This is a genomic window from Polaribacter haliotis (genome assembly GCF_014784055.1).
Lineage (GTDB): Bacteria > Bacteroidota > Bacteroidia > Flavobacteriales > Flavobacteriaceae > Polaribacter > Polaribacter haliotis.
Genome location: NZ_CP061813.1, coordinates 1,042,668 through 1,065,269, shown reverse-complemented (window position 1 = coordinate 1,065,269; position 22,602 = coordinate 1,042,668). Strand labels below are relative to the sequence as shown.

General features: G+C 30.1%; 23 protein-coding genes and 1 pseudogene. 8 read left to right on the top strand and 16 right to left on the bottom strand.

Annotation, left to right across the window (positions count from 1 at the left end):
- Positions 1–38: 38 nt before the first annotated feature.
- The 7 genes and pseudogenes from H9I45_RS04495 to argS (H9I45_RS16465) all read right to left on the bottom strand — a co-directional run.
- A complete protein-coding gene (locus H9I45_RS04495; protein WP_088352875.1) occupies positions 39–2,282 on the bottom strand; it encodes a glycosyl hydrolase family 95 catalytic domain-containing protein in 2,244 nt (747 codons plus the stop codon).
- A 581-nt stretch (positions 2,283–2,863) separates the two neighbouring features.
- Positions 2,864–3,343, bottom strand: a complete 480-nt coding sequence (locus H9I45_RS04490; protein WP_088352874.1) for a hypothetical protein — start codon at positions 3,341–3,343, stop codon at positions 2,864–2,866.
- A 67-nt stretch (positions 3,344–3,410) separates the two neighbouring features.
- Positions 3,411–3,734 carry a hypothetical protein gene (locus H9I45_RS04485; RefSeq protein WP_088352873.1) on the bottom strand — a complete coding sequence of 108 codons (324 nt, stop codon included), beginning with the start codon at positions 3,732–3,734 and terminating at the stop codon, positions 3,411–3,413.
- A 64-nt stretch (positions 3,735–3,798) separates the two neighbouring features.
- Entirely contained in the window at positions 3,799–4,173 is a 375-nt protein-coding gene (locus H9I45_RS04480; protein ID WP_176397523.1) for a LysM peptidoglycan-binding domain-containing protein, read from the bottom strand.
- Positions 4,174–4,314: 141 nt separating this feature from the next.
- Positions 4,315–5,703 carry a dihydrolipoyl dehydrogenase gene (gene lpdA, locus H9I45_RS04475; RefSeq protein WP_088352871.1) on the bottom strand — a complete coding sequence of 463 codons (1,389 nt, stop codon included), beginning with the start codon at positions 5,701–5,703 and terminating at the stop codon, positions 4,315–4,317.
- A 288-nt stretch (positions 5,704–5,991) separates the two neighbouring features.
- Positions 5,992–7,107, bottom strand: a complete 1,116-nt coding sequence (gene argS / locus H9I45_RS16470) for an arginine--tRNA ligase (RefSeq protein WP_437440139.1) — start codon at positions 7,105–7,107, stop codon at positions 5,992–5,994.
- 360 nt (positions 7,108–7,467) lie between these two features.
- Positions 7,468–8,091, bottom strand: a pseudogene (gene argS, locus H9I45_RS16465) (arginine--tRNA ligase domain-containing protein); the annotation flags it as partial.
- 280 nt (positions 8,092–8,371) lie between these two features.
- Here argS (H9I45_RS16465) and H9I45_RS04465 point away from each other — a divergent pair.
- Together H9I45_RS04465 and H9I45_RS04460 are read left to right on the top strand one after the other, a co-directional pair.
- On the top strand, positions 8,372–8,896 hold the full coding sequence (locus H9I45_RS04465; protein ID WP_088352869.1) for a YkgJ family cysteine cluster protein: 525 nt from the start codon (positions 8,372–8,374) through the stop codon (positions 8,894–8,896).
- A gap of 240 nt (positions 8,897–9,136) precedes the next feature.
- Positions 9,137–9,973 (top strand): sterol desaturase family protein, encoded by an 837-nt coding sequence (locus H9I45_RS04460; RefSeq protein ID WP_088352868.1) that lies wholly within the window; start codon positions 9,137–9,139, stop codon positions 9,971–9,973.
- 409 nt (positions 9,974–10,382) lie between these two features.
- Here H9I45_RS04460 and H9I45_RS04455 read toward each other — a convergent pair whose 3' ends face one another.
- Together H9I45_RS04455 and H9I45_RS04450 are read right to left on the bottom strand one after the other, a co-directional pair.
- On the bottom strand, positions 10,383–10,691 hold the full coding sequence (locus tag H9I45_RS04455; protein ID WP_088352867.1) for a GIY-YIG nuclease family protein: 309 nt from the start codon (positions 10,689–10,691) through the stop codon (positions 10,383–10,385).
- A gap of 145 nt (positions 10,692–10,836) precedes the next feature.
- Complete coding sequence (locus H9I45_RS04450; RefSeq protein ID WP_088352866.1) at positions 10,837–12,108, bottom strand: exo-beta-N-acetylmuramidase NamZ family protein; 1,272 nt, start codon at positions 12,106–12,108, stop codon at positions 10,837–10,839.
- A 4-nt stretch (positions 12,109–12,112) separates the two neighbouring features.
- On the opposite strand from H9I45_RS04450, the gene H9I45_RS04445 reads away from it, so the two are divergent.
- The 3 genes from H9I45_RS04445 (at position 12,113) to H9I45_RS04435 (ending at position 16,453) form a co-directional block, all read left to right on the top strand.
- A complete protein-coding gene (locus H9I45_RS04445; RefSeq protein WP_088352865.1) occupies positions 12,113–13,348 on the top strand; it encodes an ABC transporter permease in 1,236 nt (411 codons plus the stop codon).
- Between the two features lie 285 nt (positions 13,349–13,633).
- A complete protein-coding gene (locus H9I45_RS04440) occupies positions 13,634–14,992 on the top strand; it encodes a pyridoxal-phosphate dependent enzyme (protein ID WP_088352864.1) in 1,359 nt (452 codons plus the stop codon).
- Between the two features lie 180 nt (positions 14,993–15,172).
- On the top strand, positions 15,173–16,453 hold the full coding sequence (locus H9I45_RS04435) for a dipeptidase (RefSeq protein WP_088352863.1): 1,281 nt from the start codon (positions 15,173–15,175) through the stop codon (positions 16,451–16,453).
- 181 nt (positions 16,454–16,634) lie between these two features.
- On the opposite strand, the gene lipA is transcribed toward H9I45_RS04435, so the two are convergent.
- The 7 genes from lipA to H9I45_RS04400 are packed head-to-tail and all read right to left on the bottom strand — an operon-like array spanning position 16,635 to position 21,031.
- On the bottom strand, positions 16,635–17,504 hold the full coding sequence (gene lipA, locus H9I45_RS04430) for a lipoyl synthase (RefSeq protein ID WP_088352862.1): 870 nt from the start codon (positions 17,502–17,504) through the stop codon (positions 16,635–16,637).
- A gap of 53 nt (positions 17,505–17,557) precedes the next feature.
- A complete protein-coding gene (locus tag H9I45_RS04425; RefSeq protein ID WP_088352861.1) occupies positions 17,558–17,749 on the bottom strand; it encodes a hypothetical protein in 192 nt (63 codons plus the stop codon).
- Positions 17,750–17,751: 2 nt separating this feature from the next.
- Complete coding sequence (locus H9I45_RS04420) at positions 17,752–17,904, bottom strand: hypothetical protein (RefSeq protein WP_176397522.1); 153 nt, start codon at positions 17,902–17,904, stop codon at positions 17,752–17,754.
- A 24-nt stretch (positions 17,905–17,928) separates the two neighbouring features.
- The gene (locus tag H9I45_RS04415) at positions 17,929–19,149 is read right to left on the bottom strand and encodes an Nramp family divalent metal transporter (RefSeq protein WP_088352860.1); all 1,221 of its coding nucleotides are present in this window, start codon (positions 19,147–19,149) and stop codon (positions 17,929–17,931) included.
- Positions 19,150–19,151: 2 nt separating this feature from the next.
- On the bottom strand, positions 19,152–19,715 hold the full coding sequence (locus tag H9I45_RS04410; RefSeq protein ID WP_088352859.1) for an RNA polymerase sigma factor: 564 nt from the start codon (positions 19,713–19,715) through the stop codon (positions 19,152–19,154).
- Positions 19,706–20,812 carry a glycosyltransferase gene (locus H9I45_RS04405; protein ID WP_176397521.1) on the bottom strand — a complete coding sequence of 369 codons (1,107 nt, stop codon included), beginning with the start codon at positions 20,810–20,812 and terminating at the stop codon, positions 19,706–19,708. The genes H9I45_RS04410 and H9I45_RS04405 overlap by 10 nt, the downstream gene beginning before the upstream one ends.
- Positions 20,813–20,827: 15 nt before the next feature.
- Positions 20,828–21,031 (bottom strand): membrane or secreted protein, encoded by a 204-nt coding sequence (locus H9I45_RS04400; RefSeq protein WP_088352858.1) that lies wholly within the window; start codon positions 21,029–21,031, stop codon positions 20,828–20,830.
- Positions 21,032–21,097: 66 nt separating this feature from the next.
- On the opposite strand from H9I45_RS04400, the gene H9I45_RS04395 reads away from it, so the two are divergent.
- The 3 genes from H9I45_RS04395 to H9I45_RS04385 are packed head-to-tail and all read left to right on the top strand — an operon-like array spanning position 21,098 to position 22,566.
- A complete protein-coding gene (locus H9I45_RS04395; protein WP_228455040.1) occupies positions 21,098–21,700 on the top strand; it encodes an RNA polymerase sigma factor in 603 nt (200 codons plus the stop codon).
- A gap of 60 nt (positions 21,701–21,760) precedes the next feature.
- Positions 21,761–22,075 (top strand): hypothetical protein, encoded by a 315-nt coding sequence (locus H9I45_RS04390; RefSeq protein WP_088352857.1) that lies wholly within the window; start codon positions 21,761–21,763, stop codon positions 22,073–22,075.
- Between the two features lie 5 nt (positions 22,076–22,080).
- A complete protein-coding gene (locus tag H9I45_RS04385; protein ID WP_088352856.1) occupies positions 22,081–22,566 on the top strand; it encodes a periplasmic heavy metal sensor in 486 nt (161 codons plus the stop codon).
- Positions 22,567–22,602 lie beyond the last annotated feature (36 nt).

The window sequence follows — 22,602 nt, the reverse complement described above, 5'->3', positions numbered from 1 at the left end:
TTTAAACGATTTTTTTATTTTTTGTAAGAATTAAAAGGTTATTTTCTGTAGATTTCTTTTCCGTTTTTTGTATGTGAAACCCATTTAATTTTCCCGTTTTTCATTTTACCAGAAACTTTTACACCATTTTCTGCTGGTAAATTATAAAAAGCAACATCTTTCCAAGTGCTAGGTACTGCAGGAAACGCTTCAATTTTATTATTAGTAGATTGCATTAGCATAAAAATAGGCACTAAAATATAAGCGTTTGTATTGGTAGAAAAATAAGGCATGTGTCTGTCTTCACATTCTCTCATTGCTGTACCAGATTTATCCAGTGCGCGAATCATTCCGTTTAAATAACCAAGAGCGCTATCTCCACGTTTAAAAAGGCACTCTGCAGTAGCCGTTTGTGCGGAATGAAAAACAGCAAATCCTGTACCGAACCTATTAGAAGCAGAAATTTTACCCAAAAGTGTAGTTACTTTTTTCTGATCTAATTCCTGTACCAATTCCTGATTCACAAAATTGGCTGCATTCATATAACGAATTCCATTGTAACCAATACTTTTTTCAGGAACATTACCATCATGTCCTTTATAGGCTAAATAAGTTTCCTTATTTTCAGGATAATGGATGTTTTTTTCTATAAAATTCCATTTTTCAACCAATTTGTCATCTATATTTAATTGTTTCGCATATGTAGCAGCAGCTCTTAAACATTTTTTTGCAGCCATTACAGCATCTAATGGGTTGTTTTGTTTTCCACCTTCAGAAGAACCCCAAGTTTTAGGAGTATAGTATTCTTTTTTTTGTGCGTCCCAAATTAAAAAATTGGACCAAAACTCTGCAACTCCTTTAGCTACAGGATACAATTTACCATATAAGAAATCTTCAGAAGGGTAATAATTATAGTAACGTCTAAAAAGTTCTAAACCAAAACCAGCTAAATGTGCTTGATTTCCCCAAGTTGTTAAAGTACCATCTCCTGAGGTTCTTAACTCATGACCAAACATCCAAGCATCTTTTGAGTTCGGGTTTTGAGCATATGGTGGTTTTTGAGTTTTATTAGTAGCTACACGTTCTTTTTGAGCATAATTTAACCAGTATGTTGCATTTCTATTAAAAGAAGCGGGTTTAAAGTGCCAATTAAGCATTCTTGCAGCTTTTTCGGGAGACCCTAACATGGTAAAATCGTGCACACTCCAACCTGCAGTACCATATGTAAATGGTAGCATATTCCAACCTTCGTGCCCAAATTGGCATTCGCCAGGTAAAAACTTTTCACTAGAAGAGGTACATTGCAACCAAAAAACACTTCGATACCATAATTGGTCGTGTTTTATATCTGGAATATCTAAAACACCATATTTTTCCCACTCGTTTTTCCAAATATTTGTATTTGCTTTTAGTAAATGATTAAAGTTATGGTTCGCTTTTAAGCTGTTTAAAACATTGGTTTCTAAAAGTCCGCCACTCCAATTGGTAGATTCTGTAAAGATGAGTAAAACTTCATCGTTGTTTTTTGTATCAACTATAAATTCACCTTTTTTATTGCTTGGTTTTAAAGATGCAGAAGACCATAAACCATATACCATTTTATTTAGTTTATGAGGCTTTCCATGGCTTGCAAACATTAGTTTTGTATTAGACATAATACTATCTATAGAAGTACCTAAAACCAAGTTGTCTGATTTTTGTGCTACCGTAAAAACGTTTTCTTTGTTAGATTCTCTAACATCCCATCTACCACCTTCTTTTCCATCGACATCGTTTACGGGAAGTTGTAAAGTTAAATTGTCTTTTCCAGATCCTTTAATATCAGACAAGCGAATAACTAAAATATCGCGATTTGCTGCGGAGAAAAATAGTTCACTTTTATAAGAGACATTTGTGTGTGCTACATTGGTAGAAAGCAACCCGTTTTTAATTTCGAGTTTTTGACTGTAATTTTTATAATCTTTCTCTACACCTTTAAAACTTAATTTCGGACCAAAAATTGGCATACGAGCTGCGTTAGACCTCCAAAAATCCGAGAACCAAATTCTATCAAAACCTAAACCATCTAACCTTGCTCTACCGCCCATTTCTGCATTTCCGAGCATTAGCGTCATGTCTTCCTTGTTTAATTCATTTCTTTGAAATGCATATTTTTGAAGTTTTTTAGCTCTAATTTTATTAACTTCTTTGGTAGTGATACGCTTCTTTTTAGTGACCCCTTTAAAAGAGTAAAATACACTTAATACGATTGTAAATAACAACAAAAAACGATATGTTAATTTGTTATTTCTGGCTGATTTCATGATAAGATTTTTATGAGCTAGTAAAATTACAAATCTAATTTTAAATTAACATATATTAATGTTATAGGTTTTGTTAAAAAACTAAAAACAATTTTTTATTCCACTAATAGTTGTGCTTATTTTTTAAAAAATTAAAAGCTAGTATTAATTGAGTAAGTGTTTAATAGGTGTTTCGTTTTGTACTAGTTTTTAATAATATTTTATATTGATTGTTGAAGTATAAATAACTTTTCACGAATATTTTAAAATAAATGAAAAAAAATCCTAAACGAATTTTTTTAGGACTTACAACTACTTAAAAAATAATTATTTTACTTCACGTCCATTAATTCAACGTCAAAAATAAGCGTTGCAGAGGTCTTTAACTTGATTGTTTTAACCTAATTTTTAATTCTAATAAACTAATAAGTTTAATTTTTCTTATCTGTTAAAAATGTTTCACCTTTAATTAACCAAGAAAATCCAAAAGCCCAAAGTGCAACTAATTCACACCAAAAAATAATATTAGTTTCATTTAGGGTTTCTTCACTAATAAATTTAGAACTTAAGCCAGCAATAAGAATAAATACAATAATGGTAATTCAACAAATAGTATAAAATTTGTTTCTTGTTTTTTTCATATCTGTTGGTTTTCCTCCAGGTTTAGTTCTTTTAAAAATAACCAAACAGAAATAGGCAAAAACAGCAAATAATAATCCCGCAGAAGAAAGGTGTATAATTCGAATTGATAAATATTCACTAGTTGTTGGAAAAAGGGCTACTCCTAAAGCAAAAACTGCTCCTAAATTAGCAAATAGATTATCATTTCCAAATTTATAACCTTTATAGGTTAATAAAAATAAACCTAAAGCAAACATAAAACCTACAAAATAATCTCTTGCTTCCGTCCCATAATAATCACTAATTGAATCTTGTATAAAATCTTCATTTTTAAAAATGATTAAAACTAAAGGGAGAATAATAGGTAAGAAAATCCCAATAATTCCAATGAATTTTCGAAGTTTCAAATATGAAATTATTTGATTGTTTTCAGATTGGTATAGAATTTCAATATTTTTCATAATTTGGTTAGTTGGTTGATTACCAAAGTAAAAAAAAATAATTGATGTAAATAACTATGATTAAGTATTAATTAAACCAATATAATGCTAGTAAAATTATTAAGAAGACCACTAATATTGAAACGCCAAATAAAAATAAGTTTCTAATTCTTGATTTTCTAATTTCAGATTTTATTTTTTTACGAATGTTCTCTTTTTCAAGTTTAGATATTTCATTAAAAGACAAATTCCCAATTTTCCTTACAGAGTTTATTTTTTCTAATTCATCACCATAAATTTGTTTTATTTTAGAAAATGGAGTTTTAGAACTTTTAGAAAAAGCATCAGTTTTGTTACCAAATCCTATATAGCCAACACTTGGGCTCATTCTTCTAACTCTATTTTCTCTCATAACTTAAAGATGAAAAAAAACCGAAGCAATTTGCTTCGGTTTAAATATGCTAAAAAGTAAATTCCTATAAATTAGGAATCACTAATTCTTGACCAGGATGAATAACATCAGGGTTTTTTAGGATGTTTCCATTCGCTTTAAATATCTCTGTATATTTAGAAGCATTTCCATAATATTGTTTTGCAATTTTACCTAAAGTATCTCCACTTTTTACAGTATGATTTGCAAATACAGAAGTATCTTCAACTTTAATATCTGCAACTAAATCAGCAGGATTTTCTCCACCAGACTTTTTAATTTCATCCCAAAGTAAGTTTTTCTCATATTGATTTTTAGCTGTTCCACTAATATGTAATTTTCCGTTTTCTTCCTTTACATCACCATTTTTAATAGCTAATTCTTCACCTAAATCTAAAACGTTTTGATATTTTGCTCTCATTTTAATTCTTTTTTTAATTGTTATTTTAATAATTTAAAGATACAAAAAAACCGAAGTAAATTACTTCGGTTTTCGATAAATGTATCTATTTAGTCGTTGAAATCCCTTTATCATATTAGGAAATCAAGAATAATATAATTTTTACAAATGAATCACTTCATCATAAGCATCTGCAACAGCTTCCATTACAGCTTCACTCATGGTTGGGTGAGGATGAATTGTTTTTAACACTTCATGACCTGTTGTTTCTAATTTACGTCCTAAAACTGCTTCAGCAATCATATCTGTAACACCAGCACCAATCATGTGGCAACCTAACCATTCGCCATATTTTGCATCAAAAATTACTTTTACAAAACCTTCAGTTGTACCAGCTGCAGTGGCTTTACCAGATGCAGAAAATGGGAATTTACCAACTTTTAAATCGTAACCAGCTTCTTTTGCTTTTGCTTCTGTCATACCAACAGACGCTATTTCTGGAGTTGCATACGTACAACCAGGAACGTTTCCATAATCGATTGCTTCTGTATGTAAACCAGCCAATTTCTCTACACAAGTAATTCCTTCAGCAGAAGCAACGTGTGCTAAAGCTTGTCCAGGAACCACATCTCCAATGGCATAATAACCAGGGATATTTGTTTGATAAAAATCATTTACCAAGATTTTGTCTCTGTCAGTAATAATTCCAACATCTTCTAAACCAATATTTTCGATATTCGATTTAATTCCAACTGCCGATAATAAAATGTCAGCCGTTAAAGTTTCCTCTCCTTTTTTCGTTTTTACAGTTGCAACAACACCTTCACCAGAAGTATCTACAGATTCTACAGAAGAATTTGTCATAACTTTAATACCTGCTTTTTTAATTGATTTTTCAAATTGTTTAGAAATATCAATATCTTCTACAGGCACCACATTTGGCATAAATTCTACAATAGTAACATCAGTTCCCATTGAATTATAAAAATGTGCAAACTCAACACCAATTGCACCAGAACCTACAACAATCATAGATTTTGGCTGACTTTTTAAGCTCATTGCTTGTCTGTAACCAATCACTTTTTTACCATCTTGTGGCAAGTTTGGCAATTCACGAGAACGAGCACCAGTTGCAATAATAATATTATCAGCAGAATATTCAGTTACTTTTCCATCTTCAGCAGTAACATCTACTTTTTTACCTGTTTTTATTTTTCCAAAACCGTTAATAATATCGATTTTGTTTTTCTTCATTAAAAAAGAAACACCTTTACTCATTCCTTCAGCAACACCACGACTTCTCTTAATTACAGCATCAAAATCTTTGTCAATTGCTTCTGCTTTTAAACCATATTGATCCACATGTTTTAAATAGTCATAAACTTGCGCCGATTTTAACAAAGCTTTTGTTGGGATACAACCCCAGTTTAAGCAAATTCCACCTAAAGATTCCTTTTCTACAATCGCAACTTTAAAGCCTAATTGACTTGCTCTAATTCCAGTTACGTAACCTCCAGGTCCACTTCCGATAATAATGATGTCGTATTTCATTCTTTTTTGTTTTAATGATTTGGGCGTTTTAACAGGCTTTCCATTATATCTTTTTTTTATATTGAACTTGTTTCAGTATCTTATCTATTCAAACTAATTTCTTCTTTAACAGAAATTTTGAATATTTTCATCAAAAAAAAGGATGCCATTTCAATCCCTAACGCGTGCTAATTTACTAACTTTTATTATTTACTAAAACTTTATTTAACATTTACAATCCAATAACCAAAAAATAACCATCCAACTTCCACAACAGTTCCTTCCCTTGGGGAAGGTTAGGATGGGCCTCTACATTCTCTCTGGAACTTGAATTCCCAATAAAGAAAATGCTTGTTTTATAGTATCTGCTACTTTTTTAGATAACTGAACTCTAAATACTTTCTTATCTAAATTATCTTCACCTAAAATATGCACATTTTGGTAAAATGAATTAAACTCCTTTACCAAGTCGTATGTGTAATTTGCAATAATTGCTGGTGAATAATTGGTAGCCGCTTGCTGAATCGTTTCAGGAAACAACTCTAATTGTTTCAATAATTCTTTCTCTTTTTCGTGTAATTCAATCGAAACTGGTTTCGAATAATCAAAATCTGCTTTTCTAATAATAGACTGAATTCGAGCATACGTATATTGAATAAAAGGCCCAGTATTTCCTTGAAAATCTACAGAGCTTTTAGGGTCAAATAAAATTCTCTTTTTCGGATCTACTTTTAGAACAAAATATTTTAAAGCACCTAAACCAATAATTTCGTATAATTCGGCTTTTTCTTCATCTGAATAACCATCTAATTTTCCTAATTCTTCAGAAATTTCTTTGGCTGTAGCAGTCATTTCTACCATTAAATCATCTGCATCTACAACAGTTCCTTCTCTCGATTTCATTTTTCCAGAAGGTAAATCTACCATTCCGTAACTTAAATGATGCAGTTGTTTTGCCCAATCGAATCCTAATTTCTTCAAAATTAAAAACAATACTTGAAAATGATAATCCTGCTCATTACCAACTGTATAAACCATTCCACCAACATCTGGGAAATCTTTTACACGCTGAATCGCAGTTCCAATATCTTGTGTCATATAAACTGCTGTTCCGTCTGAACGCAACACAATTTTTTCATCTAAACCATCATCCGTTAAATCGCACCAAACAGAACCATCTTCTTTTTTATAAAAAACACCTTTTTCTAAACCTTGTGCAACTACATCTTTTCCTAATAAATACGTATTACTTTCATAATATAAAGTATCAAAATCGACACCCATATTTTTGTAAGTTGCATCAAAACCTTTGTAAACCCAAGAGTTCATTTCTTTCCAAAGAGCAACTACTTTTTCATCTCCAGCTTCCCATTTACGAAGCATTTCTTGTGCTTGACCAAATAATTCAGTTCTATCTTTAGAAATTTTATTGATTTTAGCAGTAGCTTCATCAATTTTTATTTCTAAATCAGAAATAGGTTTTATTATTTCCTCAAATTTCTTGATTCTTTTATTAAAACTTTTCTTTTCATCTTCGCTTAATTCGGATAAAATATTTTTAATAATCTCTCTAAAACCAGATTTATTTTTAATCGCTTCATCAGTATATAAAGCAAAAATAGGATCTATTGATTTTATTTCATTTATTTTTATCTTTTCTATTTCATCATTTTTTAATTGATTACTATTAGAAATTAAATTGTTTATGACTTTAATATTTGAAGCCTTAACTGTTGGGTAATTATTAAAATTATTATTTAAATAATCAGTAAAAATTGGTTTAGCTTGTTGTTTTAATTTCTTTTCAAAAAGAACATAATAATTCCCAACTAATTTATCTCCTTTTAAACCTGTAGATTCTGGAGTTTCTCCTTCACCATATTTCTGCCAAGCCAACATCGACTTACAAATATGAATTCCTCTATCGTTAATAATTTGAGTTTTGTAAACTTTTTTTCCAGAAGCTTTTATAATTTCAGCAACAGAATACCCTAATAAATTATTACGAACGTGACCTAAATGTAAAGGTTTGTTGGTGTTTGGCGAAGAATATTCTACCATCATTGCTTTTTCATTCGCTTTTGGCGAAACAAAACCAAAATTTGTATCAGTGTAAATAGAATTGAAGAAATTTGTGTAAAAAGCATCGTCAATTACCAAGTTTAAAAAACCTTTTACAACATTGTAATTAGTTATTTCTGGAACGTTTTCAACAACATATTTACCTAAATCTTCTCCTATTTGTACAGGGTTTCCTTTTTTGTAACGCAACATTGGAAAAACTACAACTGTAATATCTCCTTCAAATTCTTTTCTGGTTGCTTGAAATTCCACAGTTGGAATTTCTACGTTAAATAATGCTAAAAAACCTTCTTTTACTTTGGCTTCTATTATGTTTTGAATATTCATTTACTTTCGAAAATTGAATTGCAAAATTAAGGATTTTATTTGTTTTTTGGGAGCTGAAATGTCAAGATTGTTTGGAGAAATTTAGGTGGTTATTTTTAGTTGTAAATTCATTACTAATTTTCATTTTGATTAAATTTATATTTGTGAGTTCAGCTTACTTAATGAAATAATATTAATTGATTCAGTTTAGATTATCCTATACTTATAACTAATGATAAGGATTCATTTTAAACATCATAAAAAGCAAACCATTGTCATCATTAATTCGTAATTTTGCGAGATGGAAAAACGTTTACAAGAACTACCAAAATTAGCGCAAGAAGCAAAGAAAGAAAGCGAAAAATATTTTGCAAGATTAAAGAAACGAACGCCAAAAAGATTGGACTATTTAATGCAAGAATTGCACGACAAAGAGTTTGAAAAAACAGACTGTTTAACGTGTGGAAATTGTTGTAAAACTACCAGTCCGATTTTTACAGATACAGATGTAGAAAGAATTTCCAAGTCTTTAAAAATGAAGGTTGCAGCTTTTCAAGATCAGTATTTAGAAAGAGATGAAGATGATTTTATGGTGTTAAAAACAGCTCCATGTTCATTTTTTGATGAATCTGATAATACTTGTTTTATATATAATGTAAGACCAAAAGCATGTGCAGAATATCCGCATACAAATCGTAAAAAGTTTATCGGAATTACGGATTTAACCATTGCAAATACAGCTGTTTGTCCTGCTGCTTATAATATAGTAGAGAAATTAAAGGAAGTTTTGCCTTTAGAAGGGAACAAGAAAGTTCGAAGGTCTTAATAGCCCCTAAATCCCCAAAGGGGACTTTTCCAATCTTTGTGATTTGTCATTCCTGCGCAGGCAGGAATCTATAATTGACTTGTAAATCTGAATTAAACAACTTCTTCTTTTAAATATTAACATCAAGATGTTTAAAAGCGTTAGTTTGGATTCCTGCTAGAGTTTGTCTTGAGCGAAGTCGAAAGGCAGGGATGATAGGTTAAACAATTTTTACTATTTTAGTAGAAAATATAAAACAATTTGGAGACTATTTTTAATTATTTTGAAACCATACCAACTGCCCACAGAAGTCTTATTTTAGTTGGTGGAATTACTTTTTTTTGGTTATTAGAAGGAGCAATTCCATTATTCAAATTCGATTATAAGAAGTGGAAACACGCAGTTCCCAATTTGTTTTTTACATTAACGACGATCATCATAAATTTTGCATTAGCTTTTTTATTATTAAAAACGGCAGATTGGGTGCAAGCAAATAATTTCGGAATTATCAATTGGTTACCAGAAATGCCTTTGTTGTTGTATGTTGTTTTAGGCGTTTTATTTTTAGATTTCTTTGGTGCGTATTTAGCACATTACACAGAGCACAAAATAAAACCTTTGTGGATGGTTCATTTGGTGCATCATTCAGATCATAAAGTAGATACAACCACTGCAAACAGACATCATCCTATAGAAAGTGTTATTCGTTTTGCGTTTACATTGTTGGGTGTTTTTGTAGTTGGAACTCCCATTGCAATTGTGTTTATATATCAATCTATGTCGTTGATTTTTACACAATTCACCCATGCAAATATTAAAATGTCTCCAAAAGTAGATAAATTCTTGAGTTACTTTATTGTTTCTCCAGATATGCATAAGGTTCATCATCATAATATGTTGCCTTATACAGATTCTAATTATGGAAATATTTTTTCTATTTGGGATAGAATTTTTGGAACCTATTTAGAATTAGACAGAGAAAAAATTATCTATGGAGTAGATACTTTCCCTGATGAAGTTAAAAATTCTTCTTTAAAAGAGTTGTTAAAACAACCTTTTCAAGGATATCGAAAACCTACTGGTGTTGAGGAAGTTTAGAATTTTGTCATTCCTGCGTAGGCAGGAATCCATGATTGGTAAATTTAACAGCACTTAAGGATTCAATTAAATAATTACCTCCTTTAAAAATGCGGTTTTTGAGTATTTATAAAAATTAGTTTAGATTTCTGCCTTCGTAGGAATGACAAGTCAAATTCATATTGTAAAGTTATTATAATTTTCAAAGTATAAACAGACAAAAGAAAGTGAGTGTGAATTTTTATTTTGGAAAATATATTTATTCCATTTGTCATTCCTGCGTAGGCAGGAATCCATAATTAGTAACTTAATCAGCTCTTAATAATTAGTTTAGACAATTACTGCTTTTTTGAGTTTTGTTTTTTATATTTTAGAAGTTTAGTTTAGATTCCTGCCTTCGCAGGAATGACAGAGCTAATATATTTCAATCTCATAAAATATCATCATACCAATCTTTTGCTAAATCGAGCCATTGTATATTTTCTTCTTCAATTAGTTTAATTTTCCAATCACGTTTCCATTTTTTCATGTTGTTTTCTCTGGTAATTGCTTCTTCAATATTTTGATAAGTTTCAAAATAAACCAATCTATTTACACCATATTTTTGTGTAAAACCTTTTTTGATTCCCATTTTATGTTCGTAAACTCTTCTTTGTAAATCGTTTGTAACACCAATGTATAAAGTTCCTCTAATTTTACTAGCTAAAAGATACACGTAATATTGGTGGATAGTTTTCATTTATTTTATTTGTCATTCCTGCGAAGGCAGGAATCTATAATTAGTACTAAATAATTCAATTAAACTATTACTTCTTTTTAGAGTTGTATTTTTGAGTATTTAATAAAGTTAGTATGGATTCCTGCCTTCGTAGGAATGACAAAAACTATTCATAAATCAAATATTTCTCACGAACAATTTTAAATTTCTCCAAACCATCAACCCAACTTGCTCTAATTTCTTTTTCTGATAAACCTTGTTCTAATTGTTGTTGCAGTTTTTTTGTTCCTGCGTGAATTGTAAAAGTTTCTCCAAAGAACTTTTCTGTTTTTGGAGTTTGTTTATATGCATCCATTAAAAAAGACAAGTCAATTTTTGATAATTGAGGCGTTTTACTTAAATCTACTCCATAACACAATTTTCCTTTGTGCTTTGGATATTTTGCACCTTCATTTGCTTTTGGAGTGTATGAAAAATCAGTTTTCTTAAAAAATGGCGCTCCATATCTTTGAAATTGAAATTCTGTTCCACGACCAGCATTAATTGTTGTTCCTTCGAAAAAACCTAAACTTGGGTATAGATTTATACTTTTATCATTTGGTAAATTTGGTGAAGGTTTTATGGATAAAGAATATCTCGAATTATGCGTATAATTTTTATTCGGAATTACTTTTAAATCACATTGTATTCCGTTTTTGAGCCATTTTTCTCCATTAATCATTTGTCCATATTCGCCAATGGTCATTCCATAAACTACAGGAACAGGATGTTTACCAACAAAACTAGTGTGTTCCATTTCTAAAACAGGACCATCTATATAATGTGCATTTGGATTGGGTCTGTCTAAAATAATAAGCGGAATTCCGTTTTCTGCACAAGCTTCCATTACATAATGCAAAGAAGAAATATAAGTGTAAAAACGAGCTCCCACATCTTGAATATCAAAAACCATTACATTAATTCCTTCTAATTGTTTTGCAGACGGTTTTTTACTTTTTCCATAAATAGAGATAATTGGTAAACCTGTTTTGGTATCAACACCATCTTTAATCAATTCTGCAGCATCTGCTTTTCCACGAAAACCATGTTCTGGAGAAAAAACTTTAGTTACTGTAATTCCGCCATAATTATGTAAATAATCTACTAAATGATGCGTTACTTTTTTAGAACCCATAACATTTGGTGCAACTTCCGCTCTTTGTAAAACAGATAAAACTGAAGTCTGGTTGGCTACAATACCAACTTTTTTATCTTTTAGTAAATCGAGGTATAAATTGGTTTGTTCTGCGCCTGTTTTAATTTCTAATGTCTCATTTTTTGAACTTTGAATTTCCAGTTTTGAATCTTTAACCTTTTTCTGTGCACAAGAAATCAGCTGAAAATTCAACAATAGAAATAAGAATAAATATGTACTTTTGAGGTGAATTAATTTTATCATCAATTTGAATTACGAGTTATTTATTGCAAAACGCATTATCGCTGGCAAAAAGTATAAAAATAGCATTTCATCGCCAATAATAAAAATTGCAATCACTGCAATTTCATTAGGAATTGCGGTTATGTTAATTGCTGTAGCAATCGCATCTGGTTTTCAGGGTAAAATTCGCGATAAAATCGCCGGTTTTAAAGGTCATGTTCAAATCTTAAACTACGATAATAATAATTCTGACGTTTCTACAACTCCTATTGATATCCATCAAGATTTTTATCCGGAATTTAAAGATATAGAAGGAATAAAAAATGTGCAAATATTTGCAAATAAAGCAGGAATTCTTCGAACAAAAACAGATTTCGAAGGCATTATTTTTAAAGGTGTTTCATCTGATTACGATTGGACTTTTTTCGAAGAATATGTTATAGAAGGGAAGTTGCCCGATTTTAATCAGTCAAGAACAAGAGATGTTTTATTGTCGAAAACGGTTGTAAATCGATTGCAATTAAAACTGAATGACACAATTAACGCTACATTTTTAAAAACATCTACAAGTAAATTACCTTCCAATAAAAAATATGTAATTACTGGAATTTACAACACTGGCTTTGCTCAGTTTGATAAAAATATGATGATTGGCGACATCAGAGAAGTACAAAAACTAAATAAATGGACCGAAAATCAAGTTGGTGGTTTTGAAGTTTTACTCGATAATTTCGATAAAATTCAAGAAAAAGGAGACGAAATTTATAGCAAAATTGGTTCCACTTTAAACAGCAAGACCATAATAGATATGAACCAAACTGTTTTCGATTGGATTAAATTATTCGATAATAATGTTTGGGTAATTATTATAATTATGATTTTTGTTGCTGGTATAAATATGATTACAGCTTTACTCGTTTTAATTTTAGAACGTGTACAAATGATTGGAATTTTAAAAGCATTGGGAAGCACAAATACTGGCATTCGAAAAGTGTTTTTATACAACGCTTCTTATCTTATTTTAAAAGGACTTTTCTGGGGGAATGTAATTGGTTTATCCATTATTGGAATTCAGTATTTTTTCGAATTAATTACTTTAAATCCAGAAACTTATTACGTAAATGTAATGCCAGTTTTTATCTCTTTAAAAGCAATTATTTTATTAAATTTAGGAACCTTATTTATGTGTTTTTTAATGCTGATAATTCCTTCTTACATAATTACCAAAATAAATCCTTCGAAGTCTATTAAGTTTGCTTAAAAATTATATTTAGCTTATCTAATTTATGGGCGTTCCCTAAAAAGGTCGCGCTTTCCATTATATCTTTTTTTCGTATCTCAAAAAAGGATGCCATTGCAATCGCTAACGCAGATTATCTACTAACTTTTGGCATAGAAATTAGCTAATAGACAGTTTGCGTTAGCGATTGAATGGCGTGTTTGAGCTCTTTAACACTTCTTAAAAAGTGTTAAAAGCGAGTAATGAAAGCGCGACCTTTAGGGAACGCCCAAAAAATGATTTATCTTTACAGTCGAAAAATACTACATGAAATACGCAAAAAATATATTAGAAACCATTGGAAATACGCCTTTGGTACAATTAAATTCGGTAACAAAAGAGGTGGATGCTTTGGTGTTGGCGAAAGTAGAAACGTTTAACCCAGGGAATTCTGTAAAAGATAGAATGGCATTAAAAATGATTGAAGATGCAGAAGCAGATGGACGTTTACAACCTGGAGGAACTATTATAGAAGGAACTTCTGGAAACACAGGAATGGGTTTGGCTTTGGCAGCAATTGTAAAAGGTTACAAATGTATTTTTGTAATTTCGGACAAACAGTCGAAAGAAAAAATGGATATTTTACGTGCTGTGGGTGCAGAAGTAATTGTGTGTCCAACAAACGTAGAACCAAGTGATCCTCGTTCTTATTACTCGGTTTCTAAACGTTTGGGAGCAGAAACGCCTAATTCTTGGTATGTGAATCAGTATGACAATCCAAGTAACGCAATTGCACATTATGAGCAAACTGGGCCAGAAATTTGGGAGCAAACTGAAGGGAAAATCACTCATTTTGTAGTGGGTGTTGGAACTGGAGGAACAGTTTCTGGAGTTGCAAAATATTTGAAAGAGAAAAACCCAAATATTAAAATTTGGGGAGTAGATACTTATGGATCTGTTTTTAAAAAATATCATGAAACTGGTATTTTTGACGAGAATGAAATTTATCCATACATTACAGAAGGAATTGGAGAAGATATTTTGCCAAAAAATGTCGATTTTTCGCTAATTGACGGTTTTACGAAAGTAACGGATAAAGATGCTGCTGTTTATACAAGAAAAATTGCAAAAGAAGAAGGGATTTTTGTTGGTAATTCTGCAGGTTCTGCCATCAAAGGATTATTACAATTAAAACATCATTTTACTAAAGACGATGTTGTAGTGGTTTTATTTCACGATCATGGAAGTAGATATGTGGGTAAAATGTTTAACGACGATTGGATGCGTGAGAGAGGTTTCTTGGAAGAAGATATTAAAACTGCTGCAGATTTGGTAAAAAATGACGAGAAAAGAACCTTGGTAACTGTACAAACAGAAGAATTGGTTTCGCACGCCATCGAAAGAATGCGTGATTTTAAAATTAGCCAAATTCCTGTAAAAGATATCAATGGTTTTGTGGGTTCTATAGACGAATCTGTTTTGTTACACAATTTTATTGCTGACAAAAATATTGCTGATAAGCCAATTAAAGATATTATGGGAAAACCATATCCTATTGTTAAGAAATCTGCAAAATTAGACGCTATTTCTAAGTTAATTACCAAAGAGAATCAAGCTGTTTTGGTGGATTTGGAGAATGGGAATTATCATATTATTACGAAGTACGATATTATAAGTGCGATGTAGTATATTTCATAAATTTTTCTAGTTAAAATAACTTCAATAATTTGTATTGGATGTTATTGTTTAATTCAAGAATTATTATAATTTTTATTTACATAAATTTTAAAAAGCATCTCACAAGAGATGCTTTTTTGATTTTCCAATTATTCTTATCTTTAACCAAAAATCTAATCAACATAAATTATGAAATACCTAAAAACCCTTGCTGTTTTACTCGTACTAATCTCTTGTAAAGAAACCAAAGAAGTGGAAGATTTAGAAACCAAAGCAAAACGTATTCACGATAAAGTAATGACGTTAGATACGCATGTAGATATTAATGTGTCTAACTTTACAGACAGTATTAATTACACACAAAAATTAACCAACCAAGTAAACTTACCAAACATGGAAGAAGGTGGTTTGGATGTTGCCTTTTTTATAGTGTATACAGGTCAAGGAGATTTAACTGAAGAAGGGTATGACAAAGCTTATAAAAATGCGATGAGCAAGTTTGAGGCGATTCATAAATTAGCAAAAGATATTGCACCAGACAGAATAAGTTTGGCTGTAAACTCCAAAGAAGCAAGAGAAGTTTACGCTTCTGGAAAAAAAGTAGCCATGATTGGTGTAGAAAACGCTTATCCAATTGGTACAGATATTTCTAGAGTAAAACAGTTTTACGATTTAGGCGCAAGATATATGAGTCTTTCACATAATGGACATAGTCAGTTTTGTGATTCCAATACTGGTGAAAGTGACAATGTTTGGTTGCATGATGGAGTGAGTGATTTAGGAAAAAAAGTAATTAAAGAAATGAATAAATGGGGAATGATGATTGATGTTTCTCATCCGTCTAAAAAAGCAATGCAAGATATGATTGCACTTTCTAAAGCGCCAATTATTGCTTCTCATTCTTCTGCAAGAGCTTTGTGTAACCACAGTAGAAATTTAGATGACGAACAATTAGGTTGGTTAAAAGAAAATGGAGGAGTTGTGCAAACAGTTGCTTTTCGCTCTTATGTAAATACAGAAAAAGATAAATTATATAGAGGTGAACTAGATGTTCTAATAAAAGAGTTAGCGAAAGAACAAAATTTAGAAATTTTATCTTGGGCAGATGTTAGAAAAATAGAAGGTGCTGAAAGACAAAATTATATAGATAAATATAGACGTATTTCCAAAGAAGCAAAAGAAAAAATAAAAAATACAGATGTTTCTCCAGTTAATGTTTCCGATTTTGTAGATCACATCGATTATTTAGTAAAGAAAATGGGAATAAACCATGTTGGAATTAGTTCCGATTTCGATGGTGGAGGAGGAGTAGATGGCTGGAATGACGCTTCTGAAACATTTAATGTTACTAAAGAATTGGTAAAAAGAGATTACACAGAAGAGGAAATAGAAAAATTATGGAATGGAAATCTATTAAGGGTTTTAGATGAAGTTCAGGAAATTGCAAAAGAAATTCAATCTAAACCTTAGTGTTTAGAAATAAAAAATGATAAAAATCAAAAAACCATCTCAAGTGAGATGGTTTTTTTTAATCAACTAATTCAAATAATTTACACAATGAAAGAGGTTTACTACGTCTCTTCAAATTATACTTTGCAATCTGCGTGCCAAAAATTATTTGAACATATATTTTTAGATTTTTTTAACATTATTAAATGGCATGTTTATGTGCTTTGTAAGAAGAACGCACCAAAGCACCACTTTCTACATACATAAAGCCCATTTCTAAACCTAAAGTTTCGTATTTCTTAAACTGCTCTGGAGTTATAAATTCTTTTACAGGTAAATGCATTTTACTTGGTTGTAAATATTGTCCAATTGTAATAACATCGCAATTTACTGCACGTAAGTCTTTCATAGTTTGTATTACTTCTTCTTCAGTTTCTCCCAAACCTAACATTAAACCAGTTTTGGTTCTCATTCCGTTTTCTTTTAGGTATTTTAAAACACCTAAACTTCTATCGTATTTTGCTTGAATTCTAACTTCACGAGTCAATCTTCTAACAGTTTCCATATTATGAGAAACCACTTCTGGATGCACTTCTATAATTCTGTCTATTTGTTTTGTATTTCCTTGAAAATCTGGAATTAGAGTTTCTAAAGTTGTATTTGGGTTTGCTCTACGAATCGCATCCACAGTTTCTGCCCAAATAATGGAACCACCATCTTTTAAATCGTCTCTATCTACAGAAGTAATTACTGCATGTTTAATACTCATAATTTTAATTGAACGCGCCACTTTTTCTGGCTCATCCCATTCTACAGTTTCTGGTCTTCCAGTTTTTACACCACAAAAACCACAAGAACGCGTACAAATGTTTCCAAGAATCATAAATGTTGCAGTTCCTTCTCCCCAACATTCGCCCATATTTGGACAACTTCCACTTGTACAAATAGTGTTCAGTTTGTATTTATCTACCAAACCTCTTAATTCCGTATATTTTTTACCCACAGGTAATTTTACACGCAACCATTTTGGTTTTTTTGGTCTTTCAGGAAGGATTACAGAGTCTACAGCCATTTTCGTTCTTTATTAGAATGCAAAGATACGAAGTAAAACACAGAATAGAAAAGTTAAAAGTTGCAGTATTCAGAGAGTTTTCTTTTCCAACGATACGTTTTTTCTATTAAGAAAATTTTTGCATTTTTTTCTTCTTCCGATAAGTTATTTGAAGCAAGAATTTCTTTTTTATTTTGATTGAATCTTTTAGTCAATTCTACAGTATAATTTTCTTTTCCTGATGAATATATTTGATTTAACTCCATAATTAAAATGTTCCAAATAAACCAGCTTTAAAGCATTCCCAATCAGAAATAATTACCTTAAAAATAAAGAAAGACAATATTAAAACACAAACTTTTAAATGGTTTATATTTTTTTCCTTTTTAGAAATTTTTGTGTTTTTTAAAATTGAAGTCATTACAAAGAGTTTTTTTAAAAATAATTATATATTCATTAAAAACCAAATACTAAATCCGATTAAAAATACAATCCCAACAATACTTAAACCTTTTAAATAAATATTAGGTTGATGTTGTTGTGGCATATGTTTTCCTGTGACTAAAACATAGTTTAGAATCGCATAAAATGGTGCTGTTAAAAAAGATAAAATAGTAGCAACTTTTACTAAAAGACCCATATTATCCATAAAGTATTTCAAAATTAAAAAAGTACCAACAAAAAGGAAGATGATCCAAAACCAGTAACCATATTTTAATTCTTTATTAAATAACAATTTTGTGGTTCTATTCATGGCTCTTGGAGAAGCATCTAAAGTGGTAATTGTTGTGCTAAACATCGTTGTAAACGCCGCAATTGCAATAAAAATATAAGAAAAATCGCCTAAATTTTTGGTGTACAAGTTTATCAATTGAGAAGCAAATACACCACCTTTATTCGAGAAGGTTTCTCCAGATTTGTACATTACTAGTGCTCCTAAAAGTACAAAGCATATTCCTAAAAATAAGGTGCCAATATAACCAATATTAAAATCGGAAATTGCGTCTTTTGGCTTGGTTTTTATAACGGTTGTTTTGTCTTTTTCTACAGACCAAATAGAGTGCCAAATGGAAACATCTAAAGGAGCTGGCATCCAACCTAAAAACGCAATTAAAAAAGTAATTTCTACAGTTCCTGATGGTAAAATCTGTGTAACATCAAAAACTTCTTTGGTGCTAAAAAGCGCTACTAAAACTGCAATTATTGTACTAATTGTTAAGATTACAATAATATATTTCATTAAATTATCTAACAGTTTATATTTTCCAATAACCAAAAAAATTAAACTCACAAAAAGTAAAATTGTAGACCATAAAACCAAATCGTTTGTAAAGCCAAATAATTGTGAAGCCAAACCAGCAGTAACAATAGTTACAGCAGCTTGAATGGTAAACATCGTCGCAAAATTGATAATATAATAAGCGATTAAGACACCTTTTCCTAACTTTCTGTAACCATCTAATAAAGTTTCTCCTGTTGCAGTTGCATAACGTGGCCCAAATTGAAAAAACGGATATTTAATAATATGCACCAATAACAAAGCCCATAACAATCCAAAACCAAACTCTGCACCTGCTTTTGTAGATTGTACCAAATGAGAAACCCCAATTGCTGCACCTGCAAATAACAAACCTGGACCTATAGATTGTAAGAAGGATTTTTTCATTATTAAGACTCCTTAATAATTTCCGCCAATAACTTTTTTGCACGCAAAAGTTTTACTTTTACGTTGTTCATTGGTTCGTTAATATGTTCAGAAATTTCTTTGTAACTCAATTCTTGAAAGTAGCGTAACTGAATAACTTCTTGGTATTTAGGTTTTAATTGTTTAATATCTCTTAACAATTTTGCTAAATTTTGTTCTCGAATAATTTTATCTTCTGGAGTGGGGTTTTCATCAATAACCAAATAAATTTTATCTTCTTGTTCTTTGGTTGTTTCAACAGAAATAGAACTGTTTTTCTTACGCAATAAATCGATATGTACGTTTTTAGAAATGGTAATTAACCATGTTTTAAAAACGTATTTTTCGTCAAAACTATTTATTTTATCAAACGCTTTAGAAAAAGTCTGTATTGCAATATCCTCTGCATCATTCTCGCTATTTGTGCGCTTTAATTGGTAACTGTAAACATCTCCCCAAAAAGAATTTAACAGAAAACGAAATGCAGATTGACTACCATTTTTCGCTTTTGCAATATTTTGTTCAATTTTTGTATTGTCTATTTCCAATGATTGGGTTTTGAAATCAAATTAGTTATAAATATACTAAAATGAAACAATAATAGCCCAATTTCTAAAAAAGGTAGTAAAAAGATTATTTGTGGTTCCTTTAATTTTTTAGCTGAAAAGCCAACAACTAAAAACTGAATTAGATAATAACCCAACACAATCGACAATATAATTTTCCAAGGATAATAGAAAAATAGAGCAGTTGCTAAAGCAAAAAAGAACACTTTAGAAACAAAAAACAAACCTAAAGAAAATTGATGTTTAAACTTATAATGGTTCGCTGTAGAAATGTGTCTCCTTTTTTGGCGAAACCATTCTTTAAATGATTTAGGAGCTTTGGAAACCGTAAAACTATCTTCTGTTGTACAAATAATTGTATTCTCTTTATTGGCAGCATCTTTAATGAATAAGTCGTCATCACCAGATTTAATGTGCATATGGTTTATAAAACCTTTTACATTAAAAAACTCGGCTTTTTCGTACGCTAAATTTCTACCAACAGCCATATAAGGAGAACCTAATTTTGCGTAACTAAAATATTGAATGGCAGTTAACAACGTTTCAAAACGAACAAATAGGTTTACTAATTTTTTCTCTTTTTGGTATTTCCCAAAACCCAAAATAATAGATTTTTCTTGAGAGAAATTTTTACTCATTTCAGATATCCAATTTTTAGAAATGGGTTTACAATCGGCATCTGTAAATAATAAATGCTCGTTTTTTGCAGCTTTTATACCTAATGTTAATGCATATTTTTTATTTCCCCAGAAAGCTTCAATATTTTCTACACTAATAATTTTAACATTCGAATTTTTATCTTTAAAACCCTCCATAACTTCTTGGGTTTTATCAGAAGAAGCATCATTTATGAGAACAATTTCAAAATCCGGATAATTTTGTTCAATAATGTAAGGAAGAAATTCTTTTAAGTTTTTAGCTTCATTTTTAGCACAAATAATTACAGAAATAGGAATTTCTTTTGCTAATTTTTTTTCTTGTTTTTTATCAGCAAACAAAAAGGAAGTAAATGCGAGATAATAAATAATTTGTATGCCTGCAAAAACTACAAAGGCGTAGAAAAGTACAGGTAAAATCATAAATAAAAGAAAGATTTAGTTATGCTGAGGTTCAGAGCAATTTTCGAACTGATCTGGTGTTTTTCCACAAAAACCACAATTCTCACCTTCTGTATTTATCATTGGATTTTGGCTTGCACAAGTTCCTGCAAATTTACCATCTTTTTTTGCCCAAATTTTAATTGCAATTCCTGCAACACCAAGTCCTAATAATACTAAAGTAATAAGTAATAGTTTCATAAGTAATGTTTCTATTGCAAAGATACAAAAACTAACTATTTACTTTTAATTATTTGCATTTTTTGTATGTTTACTTTTTTAGAAATTAATTTGGAAGAACAAGACTTTATAAAACTACTAATTAATGGCAATCAAACTGCATTTAGTCAACTTATAGACGAATTTCAGCAGAAAGTTTTTGGCACTTGTATTTCTTTTGTACCCAATAAAGAAGATGCAGAAGATATTGTACAAGAAGTTTTTTTAGAGGTTTTTAAATCGATTTCTAAATTTAAAGGAGATTCTAAATTATCTACTTGGATTTATAAAATTGCTACCAATAAATGTTTGGAATTTATCAGAAAGAAGAATTCTAAAAAACGTTTTGCTTTTATGCAAACCATTTTAGGGAATGAAATTCCTGTAGATAAAACCAGCTATTTTACAGAAATTAATCATCCAGGAATTATTTTAGAGAATAAAGAAAAATCTGATATTATTTTTAAAGCGATAAATACGTTGCCAGAAAACCAAAGAGTTGTTTTTACGTTGGCAAAAATAGATGGTAAAAGCTATCAAGAAATTGTTGAAATTACGGGTAAAAGCTTATCGTCTGTAGAATCTATAATGTTTAGAGCAAAGAAAGCATTACAAGAAAAATTAGAAAATTTTTATAAAGCAGAAAATTAGCGCAAGTTTTTTAAAAGACTTGCATCTAAATACATATGTAAGTTCGTAAAATTAAGTAAAATGGATAATAAAGAACACATACAAAAGAAAGTTGAAGATACTTTTAATGTTTTAGAAGACATTAATAAGGTAGCAATAAACCCTTTTTTGAAACATAAAATATTACAAAAATTAAATAATGTAGAAGAAAAGAAAGTTGTAATTAATTGGTTTACGCCACAATTACAATTGGCCGCTTTTGTAATTGTATTGCTTATGAATGCAAGTGCAATTTATTATGCTTTTAATAGTGCTGAAGTAACAACAACTTCCGATATTAATAGTTTTGCCCAAGAATATTCTTTACAAGAAACTGCTAATTCACTTTTAAATTAAAGGAAATGAAAACAAAATTACTACCAATTCTTTTAGGTGTTTTATTAGTTATGAATGGAATTTTAATCTTCCTTTTAATTAATAAACCGCATGAAAACAGAAGACCAAATCCTAATAGAAGTTTCTTAACAGAACAATTACAGTTCACTGAAAATCAAAAAGAAGAATTTAGAAGTTTAGATAAAACACATAGAGGTTTTATGCAAGAAATAGACAGAGAAATAAGGCAAGAAAAAGAGGAGTTATTTAGTTCTTATTCTAATAAAAATATAAATCCAGAAAAAAATATTACTAAAATAGGAATTTTAGAAGCTAAAAAGGAAGCAGAAATACATCGTTTTTTCTCTGCTGTTAGAGAATTATGCAAAGAAGATCAAGTAGATAAATTCGATAATATTATCAAAGAAGCATTAAAAGGAGGAGAAAGAAGACCACCAAATGATGGTAGAATGCCTCCACCAAGAAATGGGAAAGGTTATCCACCAAGATAATTTTAATATTTAAAACTCATTAACAAAAAACCTTAT